Origin of the sequence: Leptolyngbya sp. AS-A5 (assembly GCF_039962495.1) — a bacterium.
GTDB lineage: Bacteria > Cyanobacteriota > Cyanobacteriia > Leptolyngbyales > Leptolyngbyaceae > Leptolyngbya.
Map to the genome: position 1 here is coordinate 24,610 of NZ_JAMPLL010000023.1, position 24,771 is coordinate 49,380.

Consider the following 24,771-nt stretch of genomic DNA (forward strand, 5'->3'; position numbering starts at 1 on the left):
GTTGCCACATTCAATTCGGCAAAAAATCATCATCGAGAATTGCTGCAATCTCATAGGGACAACCGATTGGAAACGTCGCTAAGGGTAAGCTTGTCTCAGCTTTCGCCTGTTTTGTCGCTCTGGTGTAGGACTCAGCCAGAATCGCTTCAAGATAAGGCTTGAGGCTGGGAGAATCTTGAATATCATCTCGAAGGCGATATCGATGTTCTAATAAACTCGATTCCCAGCTACTACTGCGCTTTTCAGGCTGATACTGCCATTTCAGTAGATGCAGCAACACGACTAAGTTGCTTTTTAGGCTACGTCGCTGCCTTCGTGCCATGTCCTGAATTTCATCGAGCAAATTTTCCCAATCGATACTGTCATAGTCGCGATCACGGAGACGCTCAACGGTTGTCTCAACCCACTGAACGTAATCCGTCTCGTAAAGCGGTTTTGCCTGAGTCATGAGTTACTCCGGTTGTTGAAGTTGGCGCTGGATACGATCGCTTAACTGACTATGCTTTGAAGCAAGCCGCGCTTTTCCAGCGGCTGCCCAGTCTTGCAGAAAATCAATCTGTTCTTTGGCAGTCCGTGCTAGTGGCACGATCTGACTTGCCGCTTCCAGAATGTCATCGGTCATAAAGTCGCGATTCTGACTAAAACCAATGTGCATCGCTTCAATTAAAGTCTGTTCGATCTCAGCTCCTGAGAAATCTGGTGTTTCGTAGGCTAGTCGATCGAGATCATATTGCTTCAAATTGTGCGGACGCAGGCGAGAAAGATGAACGGAAAAGATCGATCGCCGTTCTTCCTGCGTCGGCAGTCCCACAAAGAAAATTTCATCAAATCGCCCTTTTCTTAGCATCTCTGGTGGAAGCGCTTGAATATTGTTGGCGGTTGCAACCACGAACACCGGCGATTTCTTCTCCGCCATCCAGGTAATAAAAGTTCCGAACACCCGACTGGTCGTGCCTGAATCGCTGCGACCATCCACCCCAGAAAAGGCTTTATCAATTTCATCGATCCACAGCACACAGGGGGCAAGCGCCTCGGCAAGCTGAATCATTTGGCGAGTGCGCGATTCTGACTCCCCAACTAAGCCACCGAACAATCGTCCTACATCCAAGCGCAGTAACGGTAAATGCCAATGGTGCGCGATCGCTTTTGCCGTCAGCGATTTGCCCGTTCCTTGAATTCCAACTAGCATCAAGCCTTTCGGATGCGGCAGACCGTATTGTCGAGCGCGATCGCTAAATGATCCGCCTCGTCTGAGTAGCCAATCTTTTAAGTTATCCAATCCTCCAATATCTGAAATATCTTCTTTGGCTGGATAGAAATCGAGAATTTGAGTTTGGCGGATGGTTTGGCGCTTTTCCTCAAGAATCAGTTCAACATCATCCGGGCGCAGTTCACCGTGGAGCGCGAACGCCCGTGCCAGAACGCGCCGAATTCGCTCGATCGATAATCCCTGGCACGATCGCACCAATTCATCCAATGTCTTATTCTCAAGTCGCTGACCTGTTGCACTGAGAAGCCGTTCAATCTCAGTTTTGATCTCCGTTGCACCCGGAAGCGGAAACTCTAACACGGTCAGCACTTCGCTCAAATCATCAGGAATCGAAATTTGAGACGATAACAGCACCAGATTTTTGGGCTGAGATTTCAGCAATCGAGCTAGATTTCTCAGTTTCCGCGAAATCGAAATATCTTCTAAAAATCGGTGAAAGTCCCGCAAAATGAAAACTGCGGGCGCACTCATCGGCAGTTTTTCAACAAATTCAAGCGCTTGCAGGGGATTGCGTTTTCCAAATCCGACATCGTTGGGATTGCCTTGATAGCCATCGACAAAATCCCAGATATAGACGGCACGATCGCCTTGTGCTTTCGCAGTTTGAGCGATCGCGGCTTCGACTCGTTCTTCCTCACGAGTTGGAATATAGATAATCGGATACCGCGCCCGGATTAGCAGGTTGAATTCGTCGCTAAAACTCATAAATAGCTTGATGTTGTACGGTCTTTCTTCTACCGTACAACATCAAGCTAATTGAGATGACCCTTCAACGTCTGTAAGGCTGCCCAACGGCTATCAATCCCTGGATTTTTAATCTCGTCCACTACTTCAATGCCCTTACAGTCTTGCTCACAGAGTTGGCGCTGGGGAATTTCGAGCGAAAGCTGCTCATACAGCCAAGCTTCTGGATCAAAGTAACCGTTCGGCGGCAGCGCTTCAACCAGATCGTCCATTGAAAGATCGCGATCGAGCGGCAGTTCCTCCAGTTGATCAGCCGTCTCATCGAGCCAAATCATCTCGCTCGACTCGATCGCTAATCGATGATTAAACTGCTGCAAACAGCGATGACAGGTTAAAGTGACGATCGTTTCCGCCAAAGCAGAAACTTCGAGAAAATTGCCTTGATGCGTAATTTTAATCCAGCCTTGAACTGGAGTCAGAGTTTTCAGATCTTCGAGGAGCGTCTTGAACTCGATCGTCTGCGTGTGCTCAGGGCAATGAATCAGGCGGGGAATATGAATAGCTTCCATACGGCTTGATGCTGAAGGGAACGATCGCAAATGAGCGATTCACACGGAAAAAGCGGAAAACTTGCTTGTACAAATCCCCCGCTTTCTTAGTCTAACGAATTTTATCCGAACTATACTTCGTCTGAACCAGAGCCAGCGAGACGAACCACCAATCGCCGATCGGGTTCTTGACCCCGACTGTAAGTTTCAATGTGATCGCTGCTTTGAAGAATCGAATGCACCTGACGACGCTCGGCTGAAGAAAGCGCTTTAATTTCGTACTCTTCACCGGTTTCTCGCACTTGATTGGCGGCAGATTCAGCGATCGCAGTCAGTTCCTTCAGTCGCTGATCGCGATAGCCATCGATTTCGATCGTGTAAGCAATCTGCTCTTCTTGACCAATATTCAGAATCGCACTTGCTAAATACTGAATCGAATCAAGAACCGCGCCATTATTACCGAGTAGCGCTTCGATCTGAGCAGGCTGGAGGGAAGTATGGTCGATCGTCAACCAGCAACTTTTCTCAGCAAAGGTATTTCGCACTTCCGTGGTTACGGTTGCAGGAAAAGCAGCCAGCTTCAGAAAAGTTTCGAGCCACTGCTGTCCCCGTTGCTGCAATTGAGTTTCAGCCATACGTCCCAACTATGCCTTCTTCTTACGACCAGGTTCAAACGGGAGCGGATCATCGCCATCCGACTTTGCACTTCCACCGCTAGCTTTCGCAGTTGCCCCAGCTTCCGCTTCGACTAACTTCTGAAGATTTTCAGGTAACGGTTCACGCGACAGAAGGAAGGTTTGAGCCGTCTGGAAAATGTTCGCGATTACCATGTACATCAGCACACCAGCAGGCAAGGGGAAGAACAAGAACATTCCAGAGAAGATCACAGGCGTAACTTTGTTGATAGTGTCTTGCTGAGGATTGCCTGTCGAACCTTGTCCCGAAATCAACTGGCTGATGTAAAGGCTGAGTCCAAAGAAAACCACCATACCGATGATGTCCCAGTGGAAGGTGCCATCTGGATCAACTGCACCGACTCGCCCAAGCTGATCGATAAACAAGAAGCCTTTGTCCGCAGCCAATCCAGGAATAAATGCCTGAACCGTCGCATCTCCCGGCTGAAGCGCTTCGATCGTGCCGTCTTCGTTAATCTTGATGCGCTCAGCGCCAGTCGTGGCTTTCAGTCTCGGCGTTAGGCTGCTGCTATATTGCGCTTCCAGTTCCGTAAATGGCTTGCCGTCTAAGGTTTGAAATTCAATCTTGGTTTTCTCACCGACAGCCAACTTCGTACCACTCGGCGCGATCGCGCTAATTTTCGCGTGAATACCATCTGCCACGTAAATGTTTTGTGGCGAAGTGACAAACGCTTGGGGTGCAACTTGCTCAACTTGAGCTTGAGGCGCAATCTGAAAGTTCACCGTATAAGGCACATCTGAAAAGGGTGAGCCTCTGAGCGTCGCAAACAGCGCAAACAAAATTGGCATCTGCAAGACGACCGGAAAGCATCCCGCTAGCGGATTGCCAAACTCCTTGTAAATCCCGCTCATTTCTTCCTGCTGTTTTGCAGGATCATTTTTATATCGTTCCTGAATCTCTTTAACGCGCTTTTGCATCACCGGCTGAGTCACCTTCATGCGGCGCATACTGCGGATTGAACCTGCGCTAAGCGGATAGAGGGCAAAGCGAATGACTAGAGTCAACGCTACGATCGCCAACCCATAGCTCGGTACGATCCCATAGAAAAAATCTAGGATCGGCAGCATCACGTTATTGGATAAGAAGCCTACACCAAAGTCCATTCGCTTTACGTCTACCTAATAGGGTCTAAAGTGATCAAGGCATCCTGATCAGAATCAAAAATGCCAAATCCAGTGTAGCGCTCAGGGTGGCAACTTTAAGGTTGACTTCCGAGACTGCCACTAACTTTTTTGGCTCTGTCTGAAAGCCGCTCGTTGATAAAGTCATACACTTCCCGGAACTTGGGAATCGCTCGTAATTCGATGCGGCTTCCGTCGCGGAGGGTTAACACCATATCGCCATAGGCTCCAATCCCGCGCGGGACAGTGACGACTTTCGTGATTTCTGAATAAATAACATCTGCCCGATCGCGCCCTTGCCAACCGCCAACGACACTAATGCGACGATTAGTAATGCGATAGCGCAGCCAAAGGGCTCGGACGATCGAACCAACCGTGAGCGGCAAACAAATCACGGTAAAACCTAGAAGAACGTTGATAATCAAGTCCCCAATATGCGGCCCACCTTCGTAGAAGACTTCTTCTTTAATTGCCATTCAGCACCTCAGCTTTAACCAATAGCTGCTCTAATTCTTGCAGATATTGAGAATAATCACACTCGGTCGCTTCGATTCGCACACCAATGACGATCGCATATCCCGGCTTCGTGCGAGGGAGAAAACTTCGCAAAATCGATCGAACCTGGCGTTTAATCCGGTTGCGAACCACTGCGCGTTTACTCACCTTTTTACTAATTGAGATACCGATACGAGTCGGCTGTTCAAGGCATTTCAGCGCTCTTAGGGTGAAACAACGTGAACCTCGACGAAATCCTCGCTGATAAACGGCATCAAAATCTCGTCGATGTTTCAGGCGATTTTCTTGAGGCAGCAAAACCGGGATCAGGAACTTGAAACAGAGAGGCGCAAGCGTCCTTTTCTACGGCGTGCTTGAATCACTTTTTGTCCATTTTTCGTCCGCATCCGGGCGCGAAATCCTGATACCCGTCTCCGTTTGCGGCTTGTTCCGCCTAAAGTGCGCTTTGTCATAGTTGTGGCTCCAGTAAATTAATCCCAAGCAAAAAAATAAGTAGACCGTGGGAAAAGTCACAGTCTACTAGCGTATCACGATTTTCGGTTACTGAATCGTCACAATCCAGGTGCCGATGTCACGCAGTAAGGGGACATCTCCAGGCGACAAAACGCGACAGTTGAAGTAGAACATACCGCCGCTGTTGGGGTTGCGAACGTTTGAGAAAATCATTTCAACGTTAGAACCAGCCGGAACCGGTTCTTGGGGGAAAATTTCGATTACATAGTTGTCTTTTTCCCACTTCACTTCTTGAATCGCAACTTTTTTGTCGTTGACTAACAGTTCGACTTCTTTCGGGTCGAATGTGCCTTTGAAGTAGTTGGGATAGTCGATCGAGAACTGTGCGATCGCGACTTTCACTTTGTCACGGGGAACCCGGAAGCGATACCGATCCCAGGAGCCTGTGTTTCCGCCGAAGTCAAGTCGATAGTTGAGTTGTTTGCCTGCTCCAACGCCACTGAAGAGCGTCAGACCCGGTAAACCTTGAGCGATCGCACCCAAGGGTACAGTTGCGAGGAGGCTACCTGCGATCGCAAGGGCTGAAACGGCGCAACGCATTGAATTTCTTTTCAGTAGCATAAAGAAAAAGATGAGTAAGGGTTAAGTGAATTAATACTGAGAGTAGCAGGAACCTGCATAGGGGGATACGGTGTGAAGACGCGATTGTTGATCGTTTTGTTCCTGATTAAGAAATTTGCTCCGGGTCAATTCCTAATAAACCGAGCAGTGGTAAAGGAAGGGTGTCGCCAGCCAGAAGTGTAGCTTTTGGAGTTGCTTAGGTCACAGCGGGTTCTGTACCGATCAATGTCAAGTTTAACAGAGCGTTTGTTCTATTAAGATTTGCAAGAATGTTAAACAGATTGAATTTAGATTTCAAATTATAAAATCTGTCGATTTTCATAGCATTTTTTAACTAAATCTTTGAGAAGCTAAACTTGCAAAAATCTTTATTTCATTGACATTTCCTGAATCTATAATTTCCGAAAATCTGCTTGTTTGATTACTTTTTGAAACACAAGGGATTTATTGTCTTGTGTTTTCGAGTATGACTGAGAAAAGCTTAGACCGTAGTGAATCGCTGTTACAAAACGCCATAATGAGGAGACAGCATGACGATCGCGATCGACAAGGAATCAGAGGCGGGACAACCTGAACAGTCTCCCGCTATTTATAGAAAAATTGGAATTCCAAAAGAAATTTATGCTGGAGAATGTCGAGTTGCTGCCACGCCGGATACTGTAAAAACTTTGCAAAAATACGGCTTTGAGATATTGATTGAATCTGGAGCCGGGGAAGCTGCAAATTTTTCAGATGAAGCCTATTTACAAGCTGGATGTCGAATCATTGTCGATACTGAAACGCTTTGGTCTCATGCCGATTTGATTCTAAAAGTTCGACCCCCCATCTGGAATTCGCAACTTAACAAACATGAAGCGGACTTGTTACACGAAGGTACGACGCTAATTAGTTTTATCTGGGCAGCACAGCATCCAGAATTAGTCGAACATCTAGCGAATCGTAAGGCGACTGTATTAGCGATGGATGCTGTTCCTCGGATTAGTCGCGCTCAGAAATTAGATGCTTTGAGTTCGATGGCAAATATCGCTGGATATCGAGCCGTGATCGAGGCAGCGCATCAGTTTGGACGGTTTTTTACAGGACAAATCACCGCAGCGGGCAAGGTTCCCCCTGCGAAAGTGCTGGTGATTGGGGCTGGAGTTGCAGGACTGGCGGCAGTGGGAACCGCACGATCGCTCGGTGCAATTGTTCGCGCATTTGATACTCGTCCGGCGGTAAAAGAGCAGGTGCAAAGCTTGGGAGCCGAGTTCTTAGAGTTAGCGTTTGAGGAGGACGGTACGGGGCAGGGTGGTTATGCAAAAACCATGAGTCCTGAGTTTATCAAAGCCGAAATGGAACTGTTTGCCGCTCAGGCGAAAGAAGTCGATATCATCATTACGACGGCATTGATTCCAGGGAAAAAAGCTCCAACTTTAATCACTAAAGCAATAGTTGAGAGCATGAAACAAGGTTCTGTCATTGTCGATCTAGCAGCAGAGCAAGGCGGCAACTGTGAGGTGACACACCCTGGAGAGATTGCTCAACATCACGGCGTAACTGTCATTGGTCTAACGGATTTACCCAGTCGAATGGCAGCGCAGGCAAGCCAGCTTTATGGCAAGAATCTGTGCCATCTGCTCGATGATATGGGTAGAAATGATAACTATCGCGTTGATTTAGAAGATGAAGTGATTCGAGGGGCATTGGTGCTGCATCAGGGCGAAACGGTTGCGCCCTTACCGAAAACGGTTACACCTGTATCACAGAAGCCTGAAACACCTACCGCTGAAGCTTCAACTGTTCAACAGCGATCGATCCCCTCTTGGATTTGGACAATGCTTTTAGGAGTAGGACTGCTGGGGATTGGAACGATCGCGCCTTCCACATTTCTCAGTCACTTCACTGTGTTTGTCTTAGCTTGCTTTGTGGGATGGCAGGTGATCTGGAATGTGAAACCTGCATTGCATACTCCTTTGATGAGTGTGACGAATGCCATTAGCGGCATCATCATCCTGGGTGGAATGCTGCAAATTTCGGGAACTCCAACTTCCGCCACAACAATTTTAGGCGCGATCGCAGTTCTGATCGGCACGATTAACATTGCTGGAGGCTTTTTAGTAACTCAGCGAATGCTTAAGATGTTTCAAAAACAATAGAGGTGTGCAATGTTTGACAGTCTTTCTAATGTGGCTTACATTGCCGCCAGCGCATTGTTTATTTTAAGCTTGAGCGGGCTTTCCAATCAGGAAACCGCAACCAAAGGAAATTGGTATGGGATTGCAGGAATGTCGATCGCATTTCTCGCAACCGTGCTTCGCAGTGATGTGACCGGATACGGAGTTTTGGCAACCGTTATTCTACCGGGGGCAATCATTGGTGCAATATTGGCGAGTCGAGTTGCCATGACTGAGATGCCTGAGCTAGTTGCAATGCTGCATAGCTTTGTTGGAATGGCTGCGGTACTGGTGGGAATTGCTAACCATCTACAACCGCAAACTTTAATTGGGGCAGAAGCAACCATTCATCAAGCTGAAATTTTTATCGGTGCGTTTATTGGGGCGGTAACATTTACGGGATCGATCGTAGCGTTTGGAAAGCTGCGAGGATTAATCAGCAGTAAGTCGCTATTGCTTCCAGGCCGGCATCTATTAAACATTGGATTGTTAGCGGCTTGTGTAGGATTAGGAGCACAGTTCTTAGCTCATCAATCAATCACAGCACTGTTAATCATGTGTGTACTGGCGGGTGTTTTGGGTGTGCATCTAGTTATGGCGATCGGCGGTGCAGATATGCCCGTTGTGATTTCCATGTTGAATAGCTACTCTGGCTGGGCTGCGGCGGCGGCTGGATTTATGTTGTCGAATGATCTCTTGATCATCACCGGTGCATTAGTCGGAAGTAGTGGTGCGATTCTGAGCTACATCATGTGTAAGGCGATGAATCGATCGTTTATCAGTGTAATTTTAGGTGGATTTGGAACAGGCAATCGTTCTAACGCTAGGGAGATCACCGGAGAAGCTAAATCGATTTCAATTGAGGAAGCCGTTGAGCAATTAGAGAATGCTAACAGTGTGATCATTGTTCCAGGCTACGGCATGGCGGTGGCGCAAGCACAGCACCCGATTTCTGAGATTACAAAAATCTTGCGAAGTCGTGGTATTCATGTTCGATTCGGCATTCATCCCGTCGCCGGAAGGCTTCCAGGACACATGAATGTGTTACTTGCTGAGGCGAAAGTACCCTATGACATTGTTCTAGAAATGGATGAGATCAATGATGATTTTGCTGAAACGGATGTTGTGCTAGTGATTGGCGCGAATGATACCGTCAACCCTAGCGCTGTGGAAGATCCAAGCTGCTCGATCGCAGGAATGCCCGTTCTAGAAGTATGGAAGGCGAAGACTACGATCGTGCTGAAGCGCAGTCTTGGAAGTGGATACGCAGGCGTTGAGAACCCACTGTTTTACAAGGAAAACACTCATATGCTTTTTGGCGATGCGAAGAAGAACACGGATGCGATTCTGAATCAACTTAACGCATTGGTCGTCGCCTAAACCCCGTTGCAGCTCGCAACCGTAGAAGCTTAGCGCTTTTACGTCTTTTCAAGGTCAAACGTCATGGTAATCGCCTCATTGGAGTCATTCAATAGGCGATTTTTTGTTTGAAATGGTTTGCAAAGCGATCGCTATTCCTCTCTGAATCACGATCGCGCGTTCAACTACTTGGACTCTGGATTGACGATCGACCCCATAAACAAAATTTCACCGGTTCGATTGTCCCGAATTGCACAGAAGAATGGTCGATCGACAGTCATCTTAAACGGCGCTTGTTCGATCGGAAGCGAAGTTGTAACAATCCCAATCGAAGTCACTGCGGCCGCCTCCGTTCCTTCCTCGTTCACTTCAACAAACGTCTTATGTTTGACTTGGTCAATTTTAGTGGTTGCTTTACTTAGACCAGAGAAATCCGCAGCATCATCAAACGCAACACCCATGCCGATCGCTGATAGCGCCGTTTTTAGCTCGACCTCATAATCCATCTTGAAGCGGGGCAGTTGAATCTCTCCATCACGGCTGCTAAATTGCCTCATCCAAGTTTGCCAATTCTGAACCGTTAAAGTCTTCTGAAATTCAGCTAAGTTCGACTTGGGCAGAAATACATACATGCTTAAGCGTCGATCGCCGTAAGGTAAGCTAATCGCCTGAAATTGATCTGTTTCAGCATAGCGATACTTGCCTTGCCGCTTCATCAAAGGCACTTGTTTTTTTGAGCCATTCGTTAGCGAAAAGGGTCGGGTTTGTGTATTGCTTTTATCAAACTCATCTGTCCATTGACCTTTGAAGTAAATCGCATTGATCAAAAACATCACATCATTTGGATTAATGCGATCGATAATCTTCGGAATTTTGCCGCGTGTACTTTCCTTCACCCAGCCATTAATCTCATCAGACGCACTAGGCTGATCGAAATCTAAAGATTTAACCTTCGCATCGTAGAATTTTGCATTTCTCTCTAAGAAGCTTGAATTAAAGGCAACTCCTTGTTTTGCCCAAAGTGAATTCGCGATCGACAGTTGAACTTTTGGATCAGCTTTTTCGAGAGCCGCTCTTAAATCACGATGCGCCTGGTTAACTTGTTCAAGCGTCATGCCTTGAAACTCTAGCGCTTTTGCCATTGCTGCTTTTGTTTCACCGTTAGCACCGTTGTACGCCATCGAAAGCGCGATCGCCACACTCGAAGGCGAGACAAACACATTCTTGTTGCGATCTTGCTTCAGAACCTCAGAAAACAACTTAAACCCAAACTTTGTATTGGCTTCCACAATTTTCGGATTGACTGCTTGAACGGGTTTCGATAGCTCTGCTACACGGGTACGCGAGCGCGTACCCTGACTAATCTCTAGTTTAGGATTTTGTGAGCTTGCTGAACCAGAACAAGAAATCGCGCTAATCGCAATCAGTGTAGCGATCAGTGCAACTCCAACTTTAAGAGATTTCACGCGTTGAGTGATGACCATACTCCTCTCCAAGAAAATTTGGAATTGATCGATCGACCAATTCCAATAGACCTCAATTGTGTAGACCTTAATTGTGTAGCGCCTCGATGAATCCGCTATCTATGGCTACATTAACCAATTCCACAATTGCGTAGAGAGCGCGTTACTATTTTTGAGACGGAGCCGTCCACCATGCCAGCGCATAGGATTGTACGGGCTGATTCACTTGTTGACGGAAAACGACCCGAATTTTATAACGTCCGGTTGCTGGCACTGGATAGAAAATATGCTGCACACTATCAATGTCACTGACCGATGACCAGATAGCCCGACGAATATCATTGTCTTCCGCCCGCATCAGGTAAAGATCCAGCTTATTCAGTCCCCGATCGCGAAAGCTCTCCCCAATTTCAAATTCACCGTTGCGATTGCGATCGTTTAGCTCAATCAATCGATTCCAGGCTAAGGTTGCAGAAACATAGCTTCCTTGGAGCAAAGGCTTCTCGATCAGGTAGTCCTGTACCGATTTCTTCGTTTCGATTTTGTCGTAGTTCCATCCGATCGTGGGAACCGCTTTATCCGGTTTCCACTCTCCTGCACTAAACTGCTGATACGCTCGGAACGCATTCAGTTGTCCGGCTCCCATCTGAATATTCAAGGGAATTTTGCGGTCTTTATACGCATCAGAATCCAGCCAAGTTTTATTGTCTTTCTCTACGATCGTGCGCGTCATTCCGAGCAATCGCCCATCGCCTTTGTCTTTGATTTTGTCAGCAGAATTCATCAGTACCGCTTTCATCACTTCATGACGACGAGCATCCGTTGTCCAAGGTAATTTACAGCCCCCTTTACAACCAGCGCGGAGTTGTCGATCACCAAATTCCTGCAACAGTGCCACGGTTGCGGTCACATGAGGAGCCGCGAAACTTGAGCCAACGGCGGTCGTTTGTTTACCCCTGAGATTTGCGACGTTAATCTTACTTCCCGGGGCCGTGAGCGAGAGTGATCGACGACCTCCTAAGCTCGTCTCAACGCCATCGTTGCGCTTAAAAATGCGCGGATAAGTATCTCCAATATTTGAAAAATCAATTTTTGCATACTCCGCTCCGACTCGCCGTGTGAACGAAACTGTCATGCCGTTATAGCTATCCGTTGGAATCGGAATGCCGCCTTTTCCTTGATTCCCTGCCACGATGAACAAAGAATTATGCTTCACTGATAACCAATCAATACATTGGGTTAGAAGTGCATTTCCGTCTAATCGAGCATTCGGGCGCGGATCTTGCTGCAATGCTTCCCCAAAGCTAAAGTTAATTGCTCTCACATCCCCCCCATTCTGCAAGGTGACCTGCTGGGCTGAAAGACATTCCTCGGCTTGTCCGCTGCGCTGTGGAGTGGCTGCGGCAGAAGAATAAAGCCGAGCATCTGGCGCAACTCCTCGCACCGCTTTACTATCCCCGATCATCACACTCGCAACCTGAGCCGCATGAGTATCCAAGTTTGTATTCGTTTTTGCGGGCTGATTGCGGAAAAACACTCGCGTTAAGTCGATCGTCTGATTCGTTGTACTGGCTTTATCCACACCAAATCGAGGAGGTCGTCCGATTTCTACTTGCCCGATCGCAATCTTCTTTCCAGTGAGATTGTAGGGAGCCTGCTGAAGCCGGAGTGCATCAATGCCAGAGGCACCGATCGAGCTTTCTGCTATAGGCATCGCTTGTGCGGCAACTGCAATCCACATTCCACCAAGTCCCACCAGCCATTTCATCCTTCACGCTCCGTTTTTGAGTATTTATTCCTAAGATTTGTGCAAACCCTGACCAAAATCTGAGAGAAAGCCTTCACAATTTGTTAAACTGATCACAAAATCATGCTCTCCAAGGGGAACACACCGTCATGTCCAATAAACCGATCGTCATTGCACCTTCGATTCTCTCTGCTGATTTTAGTCGGTTAGGCGACGAAATTCGTGCGGTTGATGCCGCCGGAGCCGACTGGATTCACGTTGATGTGATGGATGGTCGGTTTGTGCCGAACATTACGATCGGCCCCCTGATCGTTGAAGCAATCCGTCCTGTGACCCAAAAGCCACTGGATGTCCACTTGATGATTGTAGAGCCAGAAAAATACGTTGGTGATTTTGCTAAAGCTGGAGCGGATCACATCTACGTTCACGCGGAACACAACGCCTCGCCGCACCTGCACCGCACTCTGGGACAGATCAAAGAGTACGGCAAGAAAGCAGGAGTTGTGCTCAATCCGGGTAGCCCCTTGGAGCTGATCGACTATGTTCTGGAACTCTGCGATCTGGTTCTGATTATGAGCGTTAACCCTGGATTTGGTGGACAAAGCTTTATTCCCGGTGTGTTGCCGAAAATTCGTAAGCTGCGTCAGATGTGCGATGAGCGCGGACTCGATCCTTGGATCGAAGTCGATGGTGGCTTAAAAGCGAACAACACCTGGCAAGTGATCGAAGCCGGTGCAAACGCGATCGTTGCGGGTTCTGCGGTATTTAATGCTCCCGATTATGCAGCCGCGATCGAAGGAATTCGCAACAGCAAGCGCCCCGCACCGGAACTTGCAACCGTTTAATTGATTCAATTTCGATTAAGCCAAAAAAGTCGATCGCAGTAGTGCGATCGGCTTTTTTGCATTCCATCCCTCGATCAAACTGAGTCTTCGCTCATAATTTGAGCTAAATTACAGTTCCGCAGCAGTTCAGCGCTCTCTGGAATCAGATGCTCCTGAAGCTGATACACCGCTTGCAGCACCGCCAACTCCCGCCCGTAGTCGCGCTCTAAGATGTCGATCGCTGATTCCTGTCCAACTCGCCCTAATCTCAATAAATGCAGCGCCATATTGATATTAGAAAGCGGATTGCGAAGCTCCTGATAGAAATGGTTCAGCAAACCATCGCGTGTTCCAGAAACCTGTGGCGCAGTTACAGGCAAAGAAACGGGCTGACTTTTCGCTTTTTCTGGCATGGCTGGCTTAACCTGGCGCGAATAGCACTCCGCTAACGCCTCATATTTTGCCAAGCGACCGACCACCGCCCCTAGCAAATCCGTCGCCGTGCAGGGCTTGGTCAGATAGTCGTCCGCACCGAGTTCCATGCCTTGGCGCTGGTCAGTTTTGGCGCTGCGAGCAGAGAGAAAAATAAACGGAATTCCAGACGTATCGGGCGAGGTGCGGAGTTGAGTCAGCACAGAGAAGCCATCACAGTCGGGCATCGTCACGTCACACAAGATCAAATCTGGATGATGATCATGTGCCAGTTGCACCCCAATCTGACCATTCTCGCCGCCAATTCCCCGAAATCCCTCAGCTTCCAGCAAATCTAAAATCGACTCTCGAACGGTTTGTTCGTCTTCAATCACGAGGATCGTTTTCATACGTGGACTGTCTATTTATCGGTAGCGTGACTGTAACTAGAGTTCCCTGATTTTCCTCGCTCTCAACGGTAATCGTGCCGCCGTGCAGATCAACGCATTGTTTCACGATCGACAAGCCTAAGCCCGTCCCTGGAATCGATTTTGCATTGCTAGCACGATGAAACGATTGAAACAAATCCGTTTGCTCCGATTTTGGAATGCCAATGCCACGATCGCGAATCTGAAACACAGCGCTACGATCGCTCAGCTCTAATCTAAAGTCAATCAACTCACCGCTAGGGGAGTATTTCACTGCATTCGATAATAAATTGGTCAAAATGTGGCGCAGTAACCGCTCATCAAGGCGGGAATGACTCCCATTCGTCTCATTGTAAGAAAACGCGATCGAACTTTTGCGCTTGTCGGTGAGGTGAAATTCGTCAACAAGCTCTTTACAGAATCGAATGAGATCTAACGACTGCGGGATAAACTGTAGCTTTCCTGCCTCGGTTTCTCCGACCGTTAACACATCCGTCAAAAGCTGGTGCATTCGTTTAACAGAGTCTTGAATGCGTTCGAGATACGTTGCCTTTTTTTGCTCAGTAATTTGAGTTCCGTAGCGTTGCAGCAGTTCCGTTGAAAACAAAATTGTATTCAATGGATTGCGAAATTCATGCGATACAACTGACACAAATCTCGATTTTAGTTCGCTGATTTCTTTCTCTTTTTTCAGCGCAGATTGAATCATCCTCTCTGCTTTGTGCCGCGACAAAGCAATCTCAACCGCTGTGACTAATTCTCGGTCTTCAAAGGGCTTTAGAATATAGCCGAAAGGCTGAACATTTTTAGCTCGCGCTAAGGTTGGTTCATCGGTATGAGCCGTCAAAAAAACTACAGGCAACTGCCAATTTTTACGGATTTTCTCCGCTGTCTCGACTCCATCCATTTCACCTGATAAGCGAATATCCATTAATACCAAGTCGGGTTGCAGGTGTGTGATATCACTCAGCGCTTCTTCTGCGGTGGTTGCGATCGAAACGACTTGATATCCGGCATTCTGTAAGCTTGTTTGGATATCCAAGGCGATAATACTTTCATCCTCAACGATGAGTATTTTAGCAGTAGACATAATTCAGCCCTGAATTGAATCTTGATTAAACCTTGAGCTTTTGTTCTGTAAAAGAGATTGTAAATTGAACTCCTGATTCAAGGTTAAGGTTTATCTCTCCTCGCAATTGGCGAATCAACATACAAACAAGCTGCAAGCCCAGCGATTTGGTTTGGCGAAAATCGAGGTTTGGCGGAAAGCCGCGCCCATTATCGCGCACTACCAGCTGATAGCGCGTAAATTCACGTAAATCGTTGTAAAAATTTTCCTCAGCGTGAAGCTGAACCGAAATAGTCCCTGCTTCTCCGAAGGGAAAAGCGTACTTAAGCGAATTAGAAATAAGCTCATTAATAATTAGCCCACAAGGAATTGCGGTATCGATACTTAACCGCACATCTTCAACATCAAGATGAAGCTGAATTGATCGAGCATTCGCTGAATAAGAGCGAAATAAAGCATTCGTTAAACCATGAATATACTCTGAAAAATGAGTCTTTGCGAGATCCTCAGATTGGTAAAGCTTCTCGTGAATCAGCGCCATCGCACTCACTCGATTCTGGCTTTCTTTGAACACTTCAATAATTTGCTGGTCTTGAATGTGTCCTGCTTGTAATTTGAGCAGACTAGAGACGACCTGGAGATTATTTTTGACGCGATGATGAATCTCTTTCAGCATCACTTCTTTTTCTTGCAGCGATGCCCGAATTTTATTTTCTGCCCACTTACGTTCGCTAATATCAACAACAGAACCGATCACTTCGATCGATTGGTCACTCAGCCATTTCATGCTGTCTCGCAGCCATCGGTAGGAGCCATCATGATGTAAGAATCGGTATTCGCAAGTAATTTCTCCGGCTTGCGGCAAATTACGCAAATGCTCTAGCACGAACGATCGATCTTCTGGGTGAATGTGATCGATCCAAAACTGCGGATCTTTGAGGTATTGCCAAACCTCATAGCCGAGTTGTTGAGTGATATTTTCACTGACGAATGTACAGGCGCGATGGCGATCGGGTTGACAAGTATAAATCACGGCAGGACTGGAAGAAAGCAAATATTTTAACCGAGCTTGAGTGGCGATTAAGGCTTTTTCTGAGTATTTGCGATCGGTAATGTCGCGCTGTACGGCAACAAAATGGGTGACTTTTCCTTGCAAATTTGCGATCGGCACTACATTCAAATCCGCCCAATATTCGGAGCCATCTACGCGGTAGTTCATCAGTTCAAATCGGATGGATCTTCCGTGGCTGAGTGCAGTTTTGATTCTTTTGATCAGAGCATCATTGATTTTTTCACCTTTTCTTTCACCTTGAGTGAGAATGGTAGCCGTTTCTCCGATGACTTCTTCAGCTGAATATCCTGTCATTTGCTCGAAAGCAGCATTAACATACGTGATTTTTGGGGTTTCTAGATCTGCGTCGGTAATAATTACGGCATCATTCCCATTGACAACTACAGATTCAAATAATTTCAGGCGTTCTTCTGCGGCTTGGCGATCTTCTTGTGCCTGGACTTTTTGCAGCACGATCGAGAGATAATCGCCGAGTTCTTGAAGGACTTCAACTTCGGAGGAAGTCCAAGGCTTAGCGTACGGAGCATTAAGCGCCAGAATACCGATTTCGTGGGTGGAGTGTTGGACTGCCACCATCGCGATCGCACGGGTTCTACGGCTCAGCATATCGGTTGACATTGACGCGAATGCGGGGTCAGACAAAACATCCTCCACGATCGCCGGTTCACGTCGCTGCATCATTTCAAAATAAAAGGGAGTCAGGTGGAATCTCTCTACCTCTCCTTGCATAGACGGCATCGTTGGCGGTTGAACCGAGTGAATGACCTTGAATCGACGATTTTCGATAATGCTATAAAGCACTCGCAAGTCTGGAAACTGCTGAGCGGTTTGATCGGTCGTCAGTTTGATTAATTCGTTGACTGATAATCCAGCCGCAACGCCTTGCGAAATCTGATTCAAAATTTGCAGACAGCGTTGCTTTTCGCGCAGATTTTGCTCGATTAATCGTCGTTGTGAAACTTCTTTTTGCAGTTTTGCGTTTGCGGCTCTGAGTTCTACGGTTCGCAATTCGACGCGAATTTCCAGGTCTTGTTTGGTCTGCTGGAGTTCGATTTCAGCTTGGCGCTGGGCAGTGACATCAGTGGCAACGCCGATCAGCCCAATCACTTCGCCTTCTGTGCTGCGAATCGGAGTAGCGCGATTGTCATAAAACGCGCCGCCGAACTCCAAAATCGATCGATGTTCCTCGCCTTGAAGGACACGATCGAAGTCTCGAATCACTTGCGGATAGTCACGGTAAAACTCGTAAATCGATTGCCCAACCAGTACCCCTGGCTGTACTCCAAACGTTTCAAGCCCTTTACCTTCGCATAAAGTATAGACTCCGTTTTTATCGAGCGCGTAGAGGATTGTGGGAGTGTTAATCACCACGGTGCGTAACAGCTTTTCGCTTGCAATTAGGCTTTTTTGGGTGTGGCTTTGCTCAGTAATGTCGCGCATACTAATTACTCGACCCCAGAGCGTGTTGTTGAGCCATAACGGCTTTGAAAATCGCTCTAGAATTCGCCCGTCTTTTAGATAAAGCAGATTATGTCCCTCGATCGTGGGCTGTTCGGTTTCGAGTTGTATCTGCCGACGGAATAGATTGGGCTCAACCAGCAGTTGAGCCACCTGCTCTATCAGGCGAATGTCTTTGCTCAGCACAGATGCTTCAATGTTCCACTGTTGGCGAAAGGTTTGATTGATGCTGAGGATTTTGCCCTGCGAATCGATCGCTAGAATTCCGTCTGCGGCAGATTCGATCGTCATGTCTAGCAGCATTTTGGCGTTTTCTGCTTGCTGGCGAGCGGTGCGTTCCTGATAGAGTTCTTGCTGGAGGGTAGCGATCGTCGTTTTTAGATCTGCAAAAGCAGACTGAAGCTGTAAGTGGATAGATGCTTCAGTATCAGAATCGCACTGACACCGGCTGAGAAGCGCTTGAAGTTGAGCAATTCTAGACAGTGCGTCATTCTGGTACATGGATCGTCATAAGAGTAGGAAAGCCGAATGATTGGGACTGTGCTCTAGGGTTTACGGTTCTCATGATTCCCTTTCGTCCCGAATATAAGCGTATTATTCCCTAGGTGATAGGATCTGAATCGAAATCTTTTCATAAGGCTTCCGCAATTCTTCATCAGCATTGATTCGCCATTTTGCTTTTTTCCCCACATTCTTGGATGCAAACTGTTCTTCAAACGCTCTCAACTACGATCGCACCTGCAGAAATTCGGACGTGGGATGCTCTATCTGATTTTCAACAAGCGCAGCTAACCCGATCAATTCGTCATCCCGATCAGATCGCGTGGGTGACTCCGACTTCGATCGAGGAGTTAAGCGCGATCGTTGCCTGTGCTCATCGCAATCAATGGCGCATTCTGCCTTGTGGTCGTGCGAGCAAGTTGCATTGGGGCGGTGTGATCGATGCGGTGACACTGGTGGTGAGTACGGAAAAGCTCGATCGCTTGGTTGAACACGCTGAAGGTGATTTAACCGTAACGGCTGAAGCGGGAATTTCGTTTGCCAAGCTGCAATCGATCGTCGGCGAAGTAGGGCAATTCTGCGCGATAGACCCGACGGGGCGCGATCAAGCAACGTTGGGCGGGGTGATTGCAACAGCGGATACTGGATCGCTGCGGCATCGCTACAACAGTGTGCGCGATATGCTGCTGGGCGTGACGTTTGTGCGCTGTGATGGTGAGATTGTCAAAGCGGGCGGACGAGTGGTGAAAAACGTTGCGGGCTACGATTTGATGAAGCTGCTCACCGGATCGTATGGAACGCTGGGAATTTTAGCGCAGGCGACAGTGCGGGTATATCCGATTCCGCCTGTTTCCCGATCGATGATTCTTATAGGTGATCCAGTTGCGTTAGAGAAAGTGACACAAACTCTATTGGGTTCTGCATTAACGCCAGTGAGTGTAGATTTGCTGTCGAATGTGGTCACAGCAGCGTTAGGATTTGCGAATACTCCAAGTTTGTTAGTCCGATTCCAGAGCATTGCGGAAAGTGTTGACCAACAAATTGAACGATTTACCGAAGTTGGAAAAACGCTGAATTTAAGCATTTCTGAACCCGCAGACTCGGATCTATGGCAGCAGCTGACAGAACAAATAAATTTATCTGCCCAAAGTGACCAGATCGTTTGCAAAATAGGAGTAAAGCCGTCTGAAGCAGTGTCAGTTCTGAATCAGATTTCTGCACTTTTACCGACTGCGGAAGTATTGATTCATGCTGGAAGCGGCATTGGGCGATTGAGTGTCAGAGAGGCGCGATCGACGCAACTTTTAGAAGCACGCTCGATCTGTGAAGCCACAGGCGGATATCTTTCTGTGCTGCAAGCCTCGATCGAGTTCAAACAACAGCTTGAAGTGTGGGGCTATTCTGGCAATGCGAACGCGAAACGCGGTGCAAGCATCGACTGGATGAAGCGTATTAAAGCGCAATTTGATCCTCAAACTCTATTTAGTCCTCACCGTTTTGTAGGCGGAATTTAAAAAATGCAAACCTCTGACTCCGTAGCCAATCCCGGTTTTGATGCTCACAATCCCCCCGATCCAAAGCTGATCGATTCTTGTGTGCATTGTGGTTTCTGTTTATCGACTTGTCCGAGCTATCGCGTCATCGGTAAGGAAATGGACTCGCCGCGAGGACGCATTTACCTGATGGATGGCATTAACGAAGGTGAAATCCCGCTGAATGCCGCGACGGTGCAGCATTTTGACTCTTGCCTAGGGTGTCTTGCCTGTGTGACAACTTGCCCATCCGGTGTGCAGTACGACAAGCTGATCGGCGCAACTCGTCCACAAATTGAGCGCAAAGAGCCGCGATCGCTCCCCCAAAGGCTCTTACGCCAATTTATTTTCTCGGTGTTTCCCTATCCAAATCGGATGCGGGCATTGCTGCGACCGTTGGGACTTTATCAAAAATCAGGATTGCAAAAGTTAGTGCGATCGTTGAAATTTTTGGATACGATCGCGCCGCAACTGTCTGCAATGGAAGCGATCTTACCGGAGATTCCCGCCAGAGCCTTTACCGATTCAATTCCCGCACTGATTCCCGCCCTAGGTGAAAAGCGGTATCGAGTGGGGATGCTTCTGGGTTGTGTGCAGCGTTTGTTCAATCCAGACGTGAATGATGCAACGGTTCGAGTCTTAACTGCGAACGGCTGTGAAGTGGTTGTACCGCAAGTTCAAGGTTGTTGTGGGGCATTGTCGCATCACCAGGGACAAGAAGAGGAAGCAAAACAATTTGCGCGGCGAATGATTGATACGTTTGCCGATACCGGAGTCGATGCAATCTTGATCAATGCTTCTGGCTGCGGTCACACAATGAAAGAATATAGTCATCTATTGCAGGATGATCCAAACTATCGCACCAAAGCAGAAGCCTTTGTTCGTAAGGTCAAAGATGTGCAAGAGTTTCTGGCTGAAGTTGGGCTGACTGCACCGTTGTCCCCGTTGCAAGATCAACCGTTAACGTTGGTTTATCAAGATGCGTGTCATATGCTGCATGGTCAGAAAATCAGTGTTCAACCGCGTCAATTGTTGCGGAAGATTCCAGGAGTCCAATTACGGGAGCCTGTAGATGCAGCATTATGTTGTGGCAGTGCGGGAATTTATAACATTCTTCAACCAGAAGTCGCGAACGAGTTAGGGCGGCAGAAAGTGGAGAACTTAACCAATACCGGAGCAGAGATTATTGCCTCTGCAAACATTGGTTGCTATGTGCAGATTTCTCGGCACCTGAAGCTGCAAGATAAATCAGTTCCAGTGTTGCACCCGATGCAACTGTTGGATTACTCAATTCGCGGGATTCGGTTGAAAGATCTACAACTTCTTTAATAGCTTGTCGTAATTGCTAGGTGAGCCGATCCAGAACCATACGATATGATCGTGTCGGGATCTTTCATCACTCCTACAGTCCGACAACCGATTCTTGCTCCCATCGAGCCGATCAGTTGGGTCATATTAAGCTTCTTGAACTCTAAACATTGATTTCAAATACTGCTTGGAGTTTTAATTTTTTACGTTTAGGCTTGCTTAGGGCAGATTTGGCTTACCGCAGTTAGAGCCAATCGCCTCTGCCTAAATAGTGAACTTTTCTGAAGCATTTGTCAGAATCAGCCCCAAGGCATACTTACAATAAGTCTCGAATTCTTTTTGTTCTCTTCAGAATCATTAGGAAAAATTAAGATATGGCTGACGAGCTTATCAAACCTTATAACGGCGATCCGTTTGCCGGACACCTCTCGACCCCTATCAGTGATTCTGCCTTCACCCGCGCCTTCATTGGCAACCTACCCGCTTACCGCAAAGGGCTTTCTCCCTTGCTGCGCGGGCTGGAAATCGGAATGGCACATGGTTACTTCTTAGTCGGTCCTTGGACATTGCTCGGACCGCTGCGGGATTCACAAGAAGCTGCGATCGGTGGACTCATTTCCGCTGTCGCACTCATCTTGATTGCAACCGCTTGTCTTTCGATCTACGGTTTAGCAACCTTCCAAGGAGAAAAAACCTCCTCGGATTCGCTGCAAACCTCCGAAGGTTGGAGCCAATTTACAGGCGGATTCTTCGTTGGTGCAACAGGTGGCGCATTCGTCGCTTACCTGCTGATCGCTAACTTCTCGATCGTAGACAAGATCTTTACGGGTGCATTCAACTAGCCCTGTCGAACTGAAATTTCTTGCCAACAGGCTCGATCGTGATATCGAGCCTTTTTTATATTTTTGTGGCGAACTCAGCACAAGCGGATAAAATCGCCAAAAGTGGGTTGACATGAAGTACCCTATTAACTGCAAAACGTGGTAAATGCCCTCCCGACCTATGCCCGAACCACAAACCTGGGAATTTTTGATACAGCTAGACGGCGATCGAGCTTGGCTTCCGTTGGACACTTCCGAAATTCTGGAAGGTCGGTATCGCATTGCCGCAAAATCAAGCTATAAAAACGCACCCGTCGAAGTTCGCATTCAGTATGACGCGATCGACGAGGTTCCACCCAAGCGCCGCACTCAGACTCGAACCTATCAAACCAATCCAAACGGCTTAATGGCGGTGATTCCCTTCACCCATCTCCAGTCTGGGATTTGGGAGTTTCACTGCTCACCTCAAGAAGGCAGTCCACAGTCGCTGCGGTTTCGGGTGTTGTCGCTTGAGTCGGACGCAGTAGATGATTGGAGTCCAGTTTGGGATATTGAAGAGTTTGAAGCGATCGGGGTTGAGCCAGTAGAAGCAAAGGCAATCGAAGTCGATCGTCCCTTGGTTGAGGAAGCCTTAAAGGCAGAACCAGAGCGCGTCTCAGTTGAGGAGATTTTACAACAGGCAGAGCAGGAATCAACCACGATCGCAGACGAAATCTTGACCGAGTACGGCTTAATTGCAGAAACACCGTATCCAGATTACCGTTTGCCAGAGACAGTTGTTGCAGCAGCGCCACTGGTTGCGATCGATCTCGCTCAAAATACTTATATTGCTCGTTGGGGCGATTCTTTGAGCATTACCGGGCAAATTACTTCGGCTCAAACGGCACATCTTGATGCAGAACTGCGGATTTGCCTGCGCGATCCCCAAACCTCTGAACGATTGTTAGAAACTTGCAGAACACTGGATCAAGCAGCGTTACCGTTTGAATTGTCTTATCAGGTCATGTTGCCTGCTGGACTTGAAACGCAGCTAGTGTTGGGAGAGATTACGCTGCACGACCCGAAAGTTGAGGGACATCCGATCGTTGCAACCGAATTCTTTACGCTGCTGGCAGAGCTTGATCAGCTACTTGAGGCGATGTACCAGGCGAAAGAAGACGATCGGGCAATGGCGGAAGATATGTTAGACTTGCCTGCTCCTAAGTCTGCGGTGCAGCCGCCGCTCAATCTCGCTTTTCTTGACTTTGTTGCGGCTCCAAAAGATGCTGAAGCGGTGAACTTCACACCCAAAGAAACGCAAGCACTTCCGCCGCAACTGCATCCACCAAGTCCATACCGGCGCAAATCGCTGAACCTACCCAACTTCGGCATTCAGCCCGATGGAGCCATTCCTGAATACGCTCCCCCAGAAGCGACTCAGCTAGAAATTCCATTGTCCGAGGTTTCTGTGTCTGAGGTTTCTGATGAAATTTCTGTGTCTGAGGTTTCTGAACTGACTGAACCGCCCATCGAAGCCCCCGAAGACCCTACTGAAGAAGCTTTGCTCGATCTACTTACCCCGGTTGAAGAACCCGAAGCAAGCGAACTCAAGGTTCAAGCAGACGATCGAGAAATTACTCCCTTAGAAGAATCTGGGTTTCAGGCTAGTTCTGAATCGTCAAGTATTGAAGTGGTAGTCGATGACGAGCCGATCTTGCCGTTCGCTGAATTAATCGTGTCGCGTCGTCAAAATAAGGGACAGTCTGATCGCGCTCAAAATCCTTTACTGCTGCCAGAGCATGAATCTGTTCCTGATCCGATCGTGACGATCGCAGAAGCCGAACTCACCGGAGGGAAAACGACGACTGTTCGGATCAGGCTGCCAGACATTGCGCCGAAAATCTACGTCAAGCTGTGGGTGAGCGATCGACAAAGCCGCAGCATGATTGAACCGTCGCGATGGATCATTGACTTCAAACCTGATGGGCACGGCAATTTGGAAGCAACAACCGAGGTCAAAGTCCCGTTTGAGAGCGTAGAAATTCAGATCGAGGCGATCGCGGTAGAAGTCATGACCAATCGTGAAAGCCATAAAGTGACTGTCGATCGACGAGTCACGCCGGAAGAACTCCCTGACTTATGGATTGATCCGCTTGATGATTCGATTGTTTCGTCCTGAAGATGCTAAACAGATCGCGCAGTTATTTCACGATACGGTGCGTGAAGTAAATGTGCGCGATTACTCGAGCGCTCAGGTGCAAGCCTGGTCGCCGGATGATCTAAATTTTCGAGATTGGGTAACGGTTTGCTCTAATCGCTTCACTTATGTTGCAGAGGAAGCAGGACTCATTCTCGGATTTGGTGAACTGGAAGTGAATGGGCACATTGATTGTTTTTACTGCCACAAAGACTATCAGCGACGGGGCATCGGATGGGCGATTTACCAAGCCATTGAAGCAAAAGCAAGAGAATTAGAACTCGATCGCCTCTTCACCGAAGCGAGCATCACTGCAAAGCCGTTTTTTCAGAAGGCTGGCTTTACTGTTATTGCAAAGCAACAGGTTTTTCGGCGGGGTGAAACTTTCACAAACTATCGTATGGAGAAAAACCTTAAAGTTGAGCGATCGCTCTAAGTTGTAGATCTTTCTAGCAAATTCGCTCATCTTACGATTACACTCAATATACGAGTGCTGGTGTACTTTCGTGCATCCGTACTGTGTTTTCTGCAATTGCCGCG

23 protein-coding genes are annotated in these 24,771 nt (G+C 47.8%); 8 read left to right on the forward strand and 15 right to left on the reverse strand.

All coding sequences use genetic code 11. The features are described 5' to 3' along the window. Positions 1 to 10: 10 nt before the first annotated feature. From NC980_RS20165 to NC980_RS20205, 9 genes are all read right to left on the reverse strand, one after another. On the reverse strand, positions 11 to 448 hold the full coding sequence (locus tag NC980_RS20165; protein ID WP_190375922.1) for a DUF29 domain-containing protein: 438 nt from the start codon (positions 446 to 448) through the stop codon (positions 11 to 13). 3 nt (positions 449 to 451) lie between these two features. Further along, positions 452 to 1,975: an AAA family ATPase gene (locus tag NC980_RS20170; RefSeq protein WP_190375923.1), complete on the reverse strand. Its 1,524-nt coding sequence runs from the start codon at positions 1,973 to 1,975 to the stop codon at positions 452 to 454. Between the two features lie 47 nt (positions 1,976 to 2,022). After that, positions 2,023 to 2,523 carry a YceD family protein gene (locus NC980_RS20175; protein ID WP_190375924.1) on the reverse strand — a complete coding sequence of 167 codons (501 nt, stop codon included), beginning with the start codon at positions 2,521 to 2,523 and terminating at the stop codon, positions 2,023 to 2,025. 110 nt (positions 2,524 to 2,633) lie between these two features. After that, entirely contained in the window at positions 2,634 to 3,137 is a 504-nt protein-coding gene (locus NC980_RS20180) for a R3H domain-containing nucleic acid-binding protein (protein ID WP_190375925.1), read from the reverse strand. 9 nt (positions 3,138 to 3,146) lie between these two features. Next, complete coding sequence (yidC, locus tag NC980_RS20185) at positions 3,147 to 4,301, reverse strand: membrane protein insertase YidC (protein ID WP_190375926.1); 1,155 nt, start codon at positions 4,299 to 4,301, stop codon at positions 3,147 to 3,149. A 95-nt stretch (positions 4,302 to 4,396) separates the two neighbouring features. After that, on the reverse strand, positions 4,397 to 4,795 hold the full coding sequence (locus NC980_RS20190) for a PH domain-containing protein (protein ID WP_190375927.1): 399 nt from the start codon (positions 4,793 to 4,795) through the stop codon (positions 4,397 to 4,399). After that, positions 4,785 to 5,132 (reverse strand): ribonuclease P protein component, encoded by a 348-nt coding sequence (rnpA, locus tag NC980_RS20195; RefSeq protein WP_190375928.1) that lies wholly within the window; start codon positions 5,130 to 5,132, stop codon positions 4,785 to 4,787. Before rnpA ends, NC980_RS20190 begins: the two co-directional genes overlap by 11 nt. Positions 5,133 to 5,140: 8 nt before the next feature. Continuing rightward, positions 5,141 to 5,287, reverse strand: coding sequence for a 50S ribosomal protein L34 (gene rpmH, locus NC980_RS20200; protein ID WP_071837142.1), 147 nt, complete (start codon positions 5,285 to 5,287; stop codon positions 5,141 to 5,143). An 88-nt stretch (positions 5,288 to 5,375) separates the two neighbouring features. Next, the gene (locus NC980_RS20205; protein WP_190375929.1) at positions 5,376 to 5,888 is read right to left on the reverse strand and encodes a DUF2808 domain-containing protein; all 513 of its coding nucleotides are present in this window, start codon (positions 5,886 to 5,888) and stop codon (positions 5,376 to 5,378) included. 551 nt (positions 5,889 to 6,439) lie between these two features. Here NC980_RS20205 and pntA point away from each other — a divergent pair. Further along, a complete protein-coding gene (gene pntA / locus NC980_RS20210; protein ID WP_190375930.1) occupies positions 6,440 to 8,044 on the forward strand; it encodes a Re/Si-specific NAD(P)(+) transhydrogenase subunit alpha in 1,605 nt (534 codons plus the stop codon). 9 nt (positions 8,045 to 8,053) lie between these two features. Further along, positions 8,054 to 9,442 (forward strand): Re/Si-specific NAD(P)(+) transhydrogenase subunit beta, encoded by a 1,389-nt coding sequence (gene pntB, locus NC980_RS20215; protein ID WP_190375931.1) that lies wholly within the window; start codon positions 8,054 to 8,056, stop codon positions 9,440 to 9,442. A gap of 164 nt (positions 9,443 to 9,606) precedes the next feature. Here pntB and NC980_RS20220 read toward each other — a convergent pair whose 3' ends face one another. Together NC980_RS20220 and NC980_RS20225 are read right to left on the reverse strand one after the other, a co-directional pair. Then, positions 9,607 to 10,905, reverse strand: a complete 1,299-nt coding sequence (locus NC980_RS20220) for a serpin family protein (protein ID WP_190375932.1) — start codon at positions 10,903 to 10,905, stop codon at positions 9,607 to 9,609. A gap of 145 nt (positions 10,906 to 11,050) precedes the next feature. Then, complete coding sequence (locus tag NC980_RS20225) at positions 11,051 to 12,652, reverse strand: S8 family serine peptidase (RefSeq protein ID WP_190375933.1); 1,602 nt, start codon at positions 12,650 to 12,652, stop codon at positions 11,051 to 11,053. Positions 12,653 to 12,780: 128 nt separating this feature from the next. Between NC980_RS20225 and rpe the strand changes: the two genes are divergently transcribed. Then, positions 12,781 to 13,476, forward strand: a complete 696-nt coding sequence (rpe, locus tag NC980_RS20230; protein WP_190375934.1) for a ribulose-phosphate 3-epimerase — start codon at positions 12,781 to 12,783, stop codon at positions 13,474 to 13,476. Between the two features lie 74 nt (positions 13,477 to 13,550). Here rpe and NC980_RS20235 read toward each other — a convergent pair whose 3' ends face one another. The 3 genes from NC980_RS20235 to NC980_RS20245 are packed head-to-tail and all read right to left on the reverse strand — an operon-like array spanning position 13,551 to position 18,394. Next, positions 13,551 to 14,276, reverse strand: a complete 726-nt coding sequence (locus NC980_RS20235; RefSeq protein ID WP_190375935.1) for a response regulator — start codon at positions 14,274 to 14,276, stop codon at positions 13,551 to 13,553. Beyond that, positions 14,254 to 15,384 (reverse strand): ATP-binding protein, encoded by a 1,131-nt coding sequence (locus NC980_RS20240; protein ID WP_190375936.1) that lies wholly within the window; start codon positions 15,382 to 15,384, stop codon positions 14,254 to 14,256. Before NC980_RS20240 ends, NC980_RS20235 begins: the two co-directional genes overlap by 23 nt. 25 nt (positions 15,385 to 15,409) lie before the next feature. Continuing rightward, positions 15,410 to 18,394 (reverse strand): PAS domain S-box protein, encoded by a 2,985-nt coding sequence (locus NC980_RS20245; protein ID WP_190375937.1) that lies wholly within the window; start codon positions 18,392 to 18,394, stop codon positions 15,410 to 15,412. A 197-nt stretch (positions 18,395 to 18,591) separates the two neighbouring features. On the opposite strand from NC980_RS20245, the gene NC980_RS20250 reads away from it, so the two are divergent. Beyond that, positions 18,592 to 19,908, forward strand: coding sequence for an FAD-binding oxidoreductase (locus tag NC980_RS20250; RefSeq protein WP_190375938.1), 1,317 nt, complete (start codon positions 18,592 to 18,594; stop codon positions 19,906 to 19,908). A gap of 3 nt (positions 19,909 to 19,911) precedes the next feature. Further along, a complete protein-coding gene (gene glcF / locus NC980_RS20255; protein ID WP_190375939.1) occupies positions 19,912 to 21,255 on the forward strand; it encodes a glycolate oxidase subunit GlcF in 1,344 nt (447 codons plus the stop codon). Here glcF and NC980_RS20260 read toward each other — a convergent pair. After that, positions 21,252 to 21,380: a hypothetical protein gene (locus NC980_RS20260; RefSeq protein WP_277881322.1), complete on the reverse strand. Its 129-nt coding sequence runs from the start codon at positions 21,378 to 21,380 to the stop codon at positions 21,252 to 21,254. The two genes, glcF and NC980_RS20260, sit on opposite strands and share 4 nt — an antisense overlap. Before the next feature lie 228 nt (positions 21,381 to 21,608). Here NC980_RS20260 and NC980_RS20265 point away from each other — a divergent pair, with 228 nt between their 5' ends. From NC980_RS20265 to NC980_RS20275, 3 genes are all read left to right on the forward strand, one after another. Beyond that, positions 21,609 to 22,076, forward strand: a complete 468-nt coding sequence (locus NC980_RS20265; RefSeq protein ID WP_190375940.1) for a photosystem I reaction center protein subunit XI — start codon at positions 21,609 to 21,611, stop codon at positions 22,074 to 22,076. A gap of 145 nt (positions 22,077 to 22,221) precedes the next feature. Next, positions 22,222 to 24,213: a hypothetical protein gene (locus NC980_RS20270; RefSeq protein ID WP_190375941.1), complete on the forward strand. Its 1,992-nt coding sequence runs from the start codon at positions 22,222 to 22,224 to the stop codon at positions 24,211 to 24,213. Continuing rightward, complete coding sequence (locus NC980_RS20275) at positions 24,191 to 24,667, forward strand: GNAT family N-acetyltransferase (RefSeq protein WP_190375942.1); 477 nt, start codon at positions 24,191 to 24,193, stop codon at positions 24,665 to 24,667. The genes NC980_RS20270 and NC980_RS20275 overlap by 23 nt, the downstream gene beginning before the upstream one ends. Positions 24,668 to 24,771 lie beyond the last annotated feature (104 nt).

Bases quoted from the DNA above. Each gene is read 5' to 3' on its own strand.
- NC980_RS20265 (WP_190375940.1), top strand. From the start codon at position 21,609: ATGGCTGACGAGCTTATCAAACCTTATAACGGCGATCCGTTTGCCGGA.
- NC980_RS20220 (WP_190375932.1), bottom strand. From the start codon at position 10,905: ATGGTCATCACTCAACGCGTGAAATCTCTTAAAGTTGGAGTTGCACTG.
- rpmH (WP_071837142.1), bottom strand. From the start codon at position 5,287: ATGACAAAGCGCACTTTAGGCGGAACAAGCCGCAAACGGAGACGGGTA.
- NC980_RS20190 (WP_190375927.1), bottom strand. From the start codon at position 4,795: ATGGCAATTAAAGAAGAAGTCTTCTACGAAGGTGGGCCGCATATTGGG.
- NC980_RS20250 (WP_190375938.1), top strand. From the start codon at position 18,592: ATGCAAACTGTTCTTCAAACGCTCTCAACTACGATCGCACCTGCAGAA.
- NC980_RS20240 (WP_190375936.1), bottom strand. From the start codon at position 15,384: ATGTCTACTGCTAAAATACTCATCGTTGAGGATGAAAGTATTATCGCC.
- rpe (WP_190375934.1), top strand. From the start codon at position 12,781: ATGTCCAATAAACCGATCGTCATTGCACCTTCGATTCTCTCTGCTGAT.
- glcF (WP_190375939.1), top strand. From the start codon at position 19,912: ATGCAAACCTCTGACTCCGTAGCCAATCCCGGTTTTGATGCTCACAAT.
- NC980_RS20165 (WP_190375922.1), bottom strand. From the start codon at position 448: ATGACTCAGGCAAAACCGCTTTACGAGACGGATTACGTTCAGTGGGTT.
- NC980_RS20235 (WP_190375935.1), bottom strand. From the start codon at position 14,276: ATGAAAACGATCCTCGTGATTGAAGACGAACAAACCGTTCGAGAGTCG.
- pntA (WP_190375930.1), top strand. From the start codon at position 6,440: ATGACGATCGCGATCGACAAGGAATCAGAGGCGGGACAACCTGAACAG.
- NC980_RS20180 (WP_190375925.1), bottom strand. From the start codon at position 3,137: ATGGCTGAAACTCAATTGCAGCAACGGGGACAGCAGTGGCTCGAAACT.
- NC980_RS20270 (WP_190375941.1), top strand. From the start codon at position 22,222: ATGCCCTCCCGACCTATGCCCGAACCACAAACCTGGGAATTTTTGATA.
- NC980_RS20175 (WP_190375924.1), bottom strand. From the start codon at position 2,523: ATGGAAGCTATTCATATTCCCCGCCTGATTCATTGCCCTGAGCACACG.
- NC980_RS20260 (WP_277881322.1), bottom strand. From the start codon at position 21,380: ATGACCCAACTGATCGGCTCGATGGGAGCAAGAATCGGTTGTCGGACT.
- NC980_RS20170 (WP_190375923.1), bottom strand. From the start codon at position 1,975: ATGAGTTTTAGCGACGAATTCAACCTGCTAATCCGGGCGCGGTATCCG.
- NC980_RS20245 (WP_190375937.1), bottom strand. From the start codon at position 18,394: ATGTACCAGAATGACGCACTGTCTAGAATTGCTCAACTTCAAGCGCTT.
- NC980_RS20205 (WP_190375929.1), bottom strand. From the start codon at position 5,888: ATGCGTTGCGCCGTTTCAGCCCTTGCGATCGCAGGTAGCCTCCTCGCA.
- NC980_RS20225 (WP_190375933.1), bottom strand. From the start codon at position 12,652: ATGAAATGGCTGGTGGGACTTGGTGGAATGTGGATTGCAGTTGCCGCA.
- pntB (WP_190375931.1), top strand. From the start codon at position 8,054: ATGTTTGACAGTCTTTCTAATGTGGCTTACATTGCCGCCAGCGCATTG.
- NC980_RS20275 (WP_190375942.1), top strand. From the start codon at position 24,191: ATGATTCGATTGTTTCGTCCTGAAGATGCTAAACAGATCGCGCAGTTA.
- yidC (WP_190375926.1), bottom strand. From the start codon at position 4,301: ATGGACTTTGGTGTAGGCTTCTTATCCAATAACGTGATGCTGCCGATC.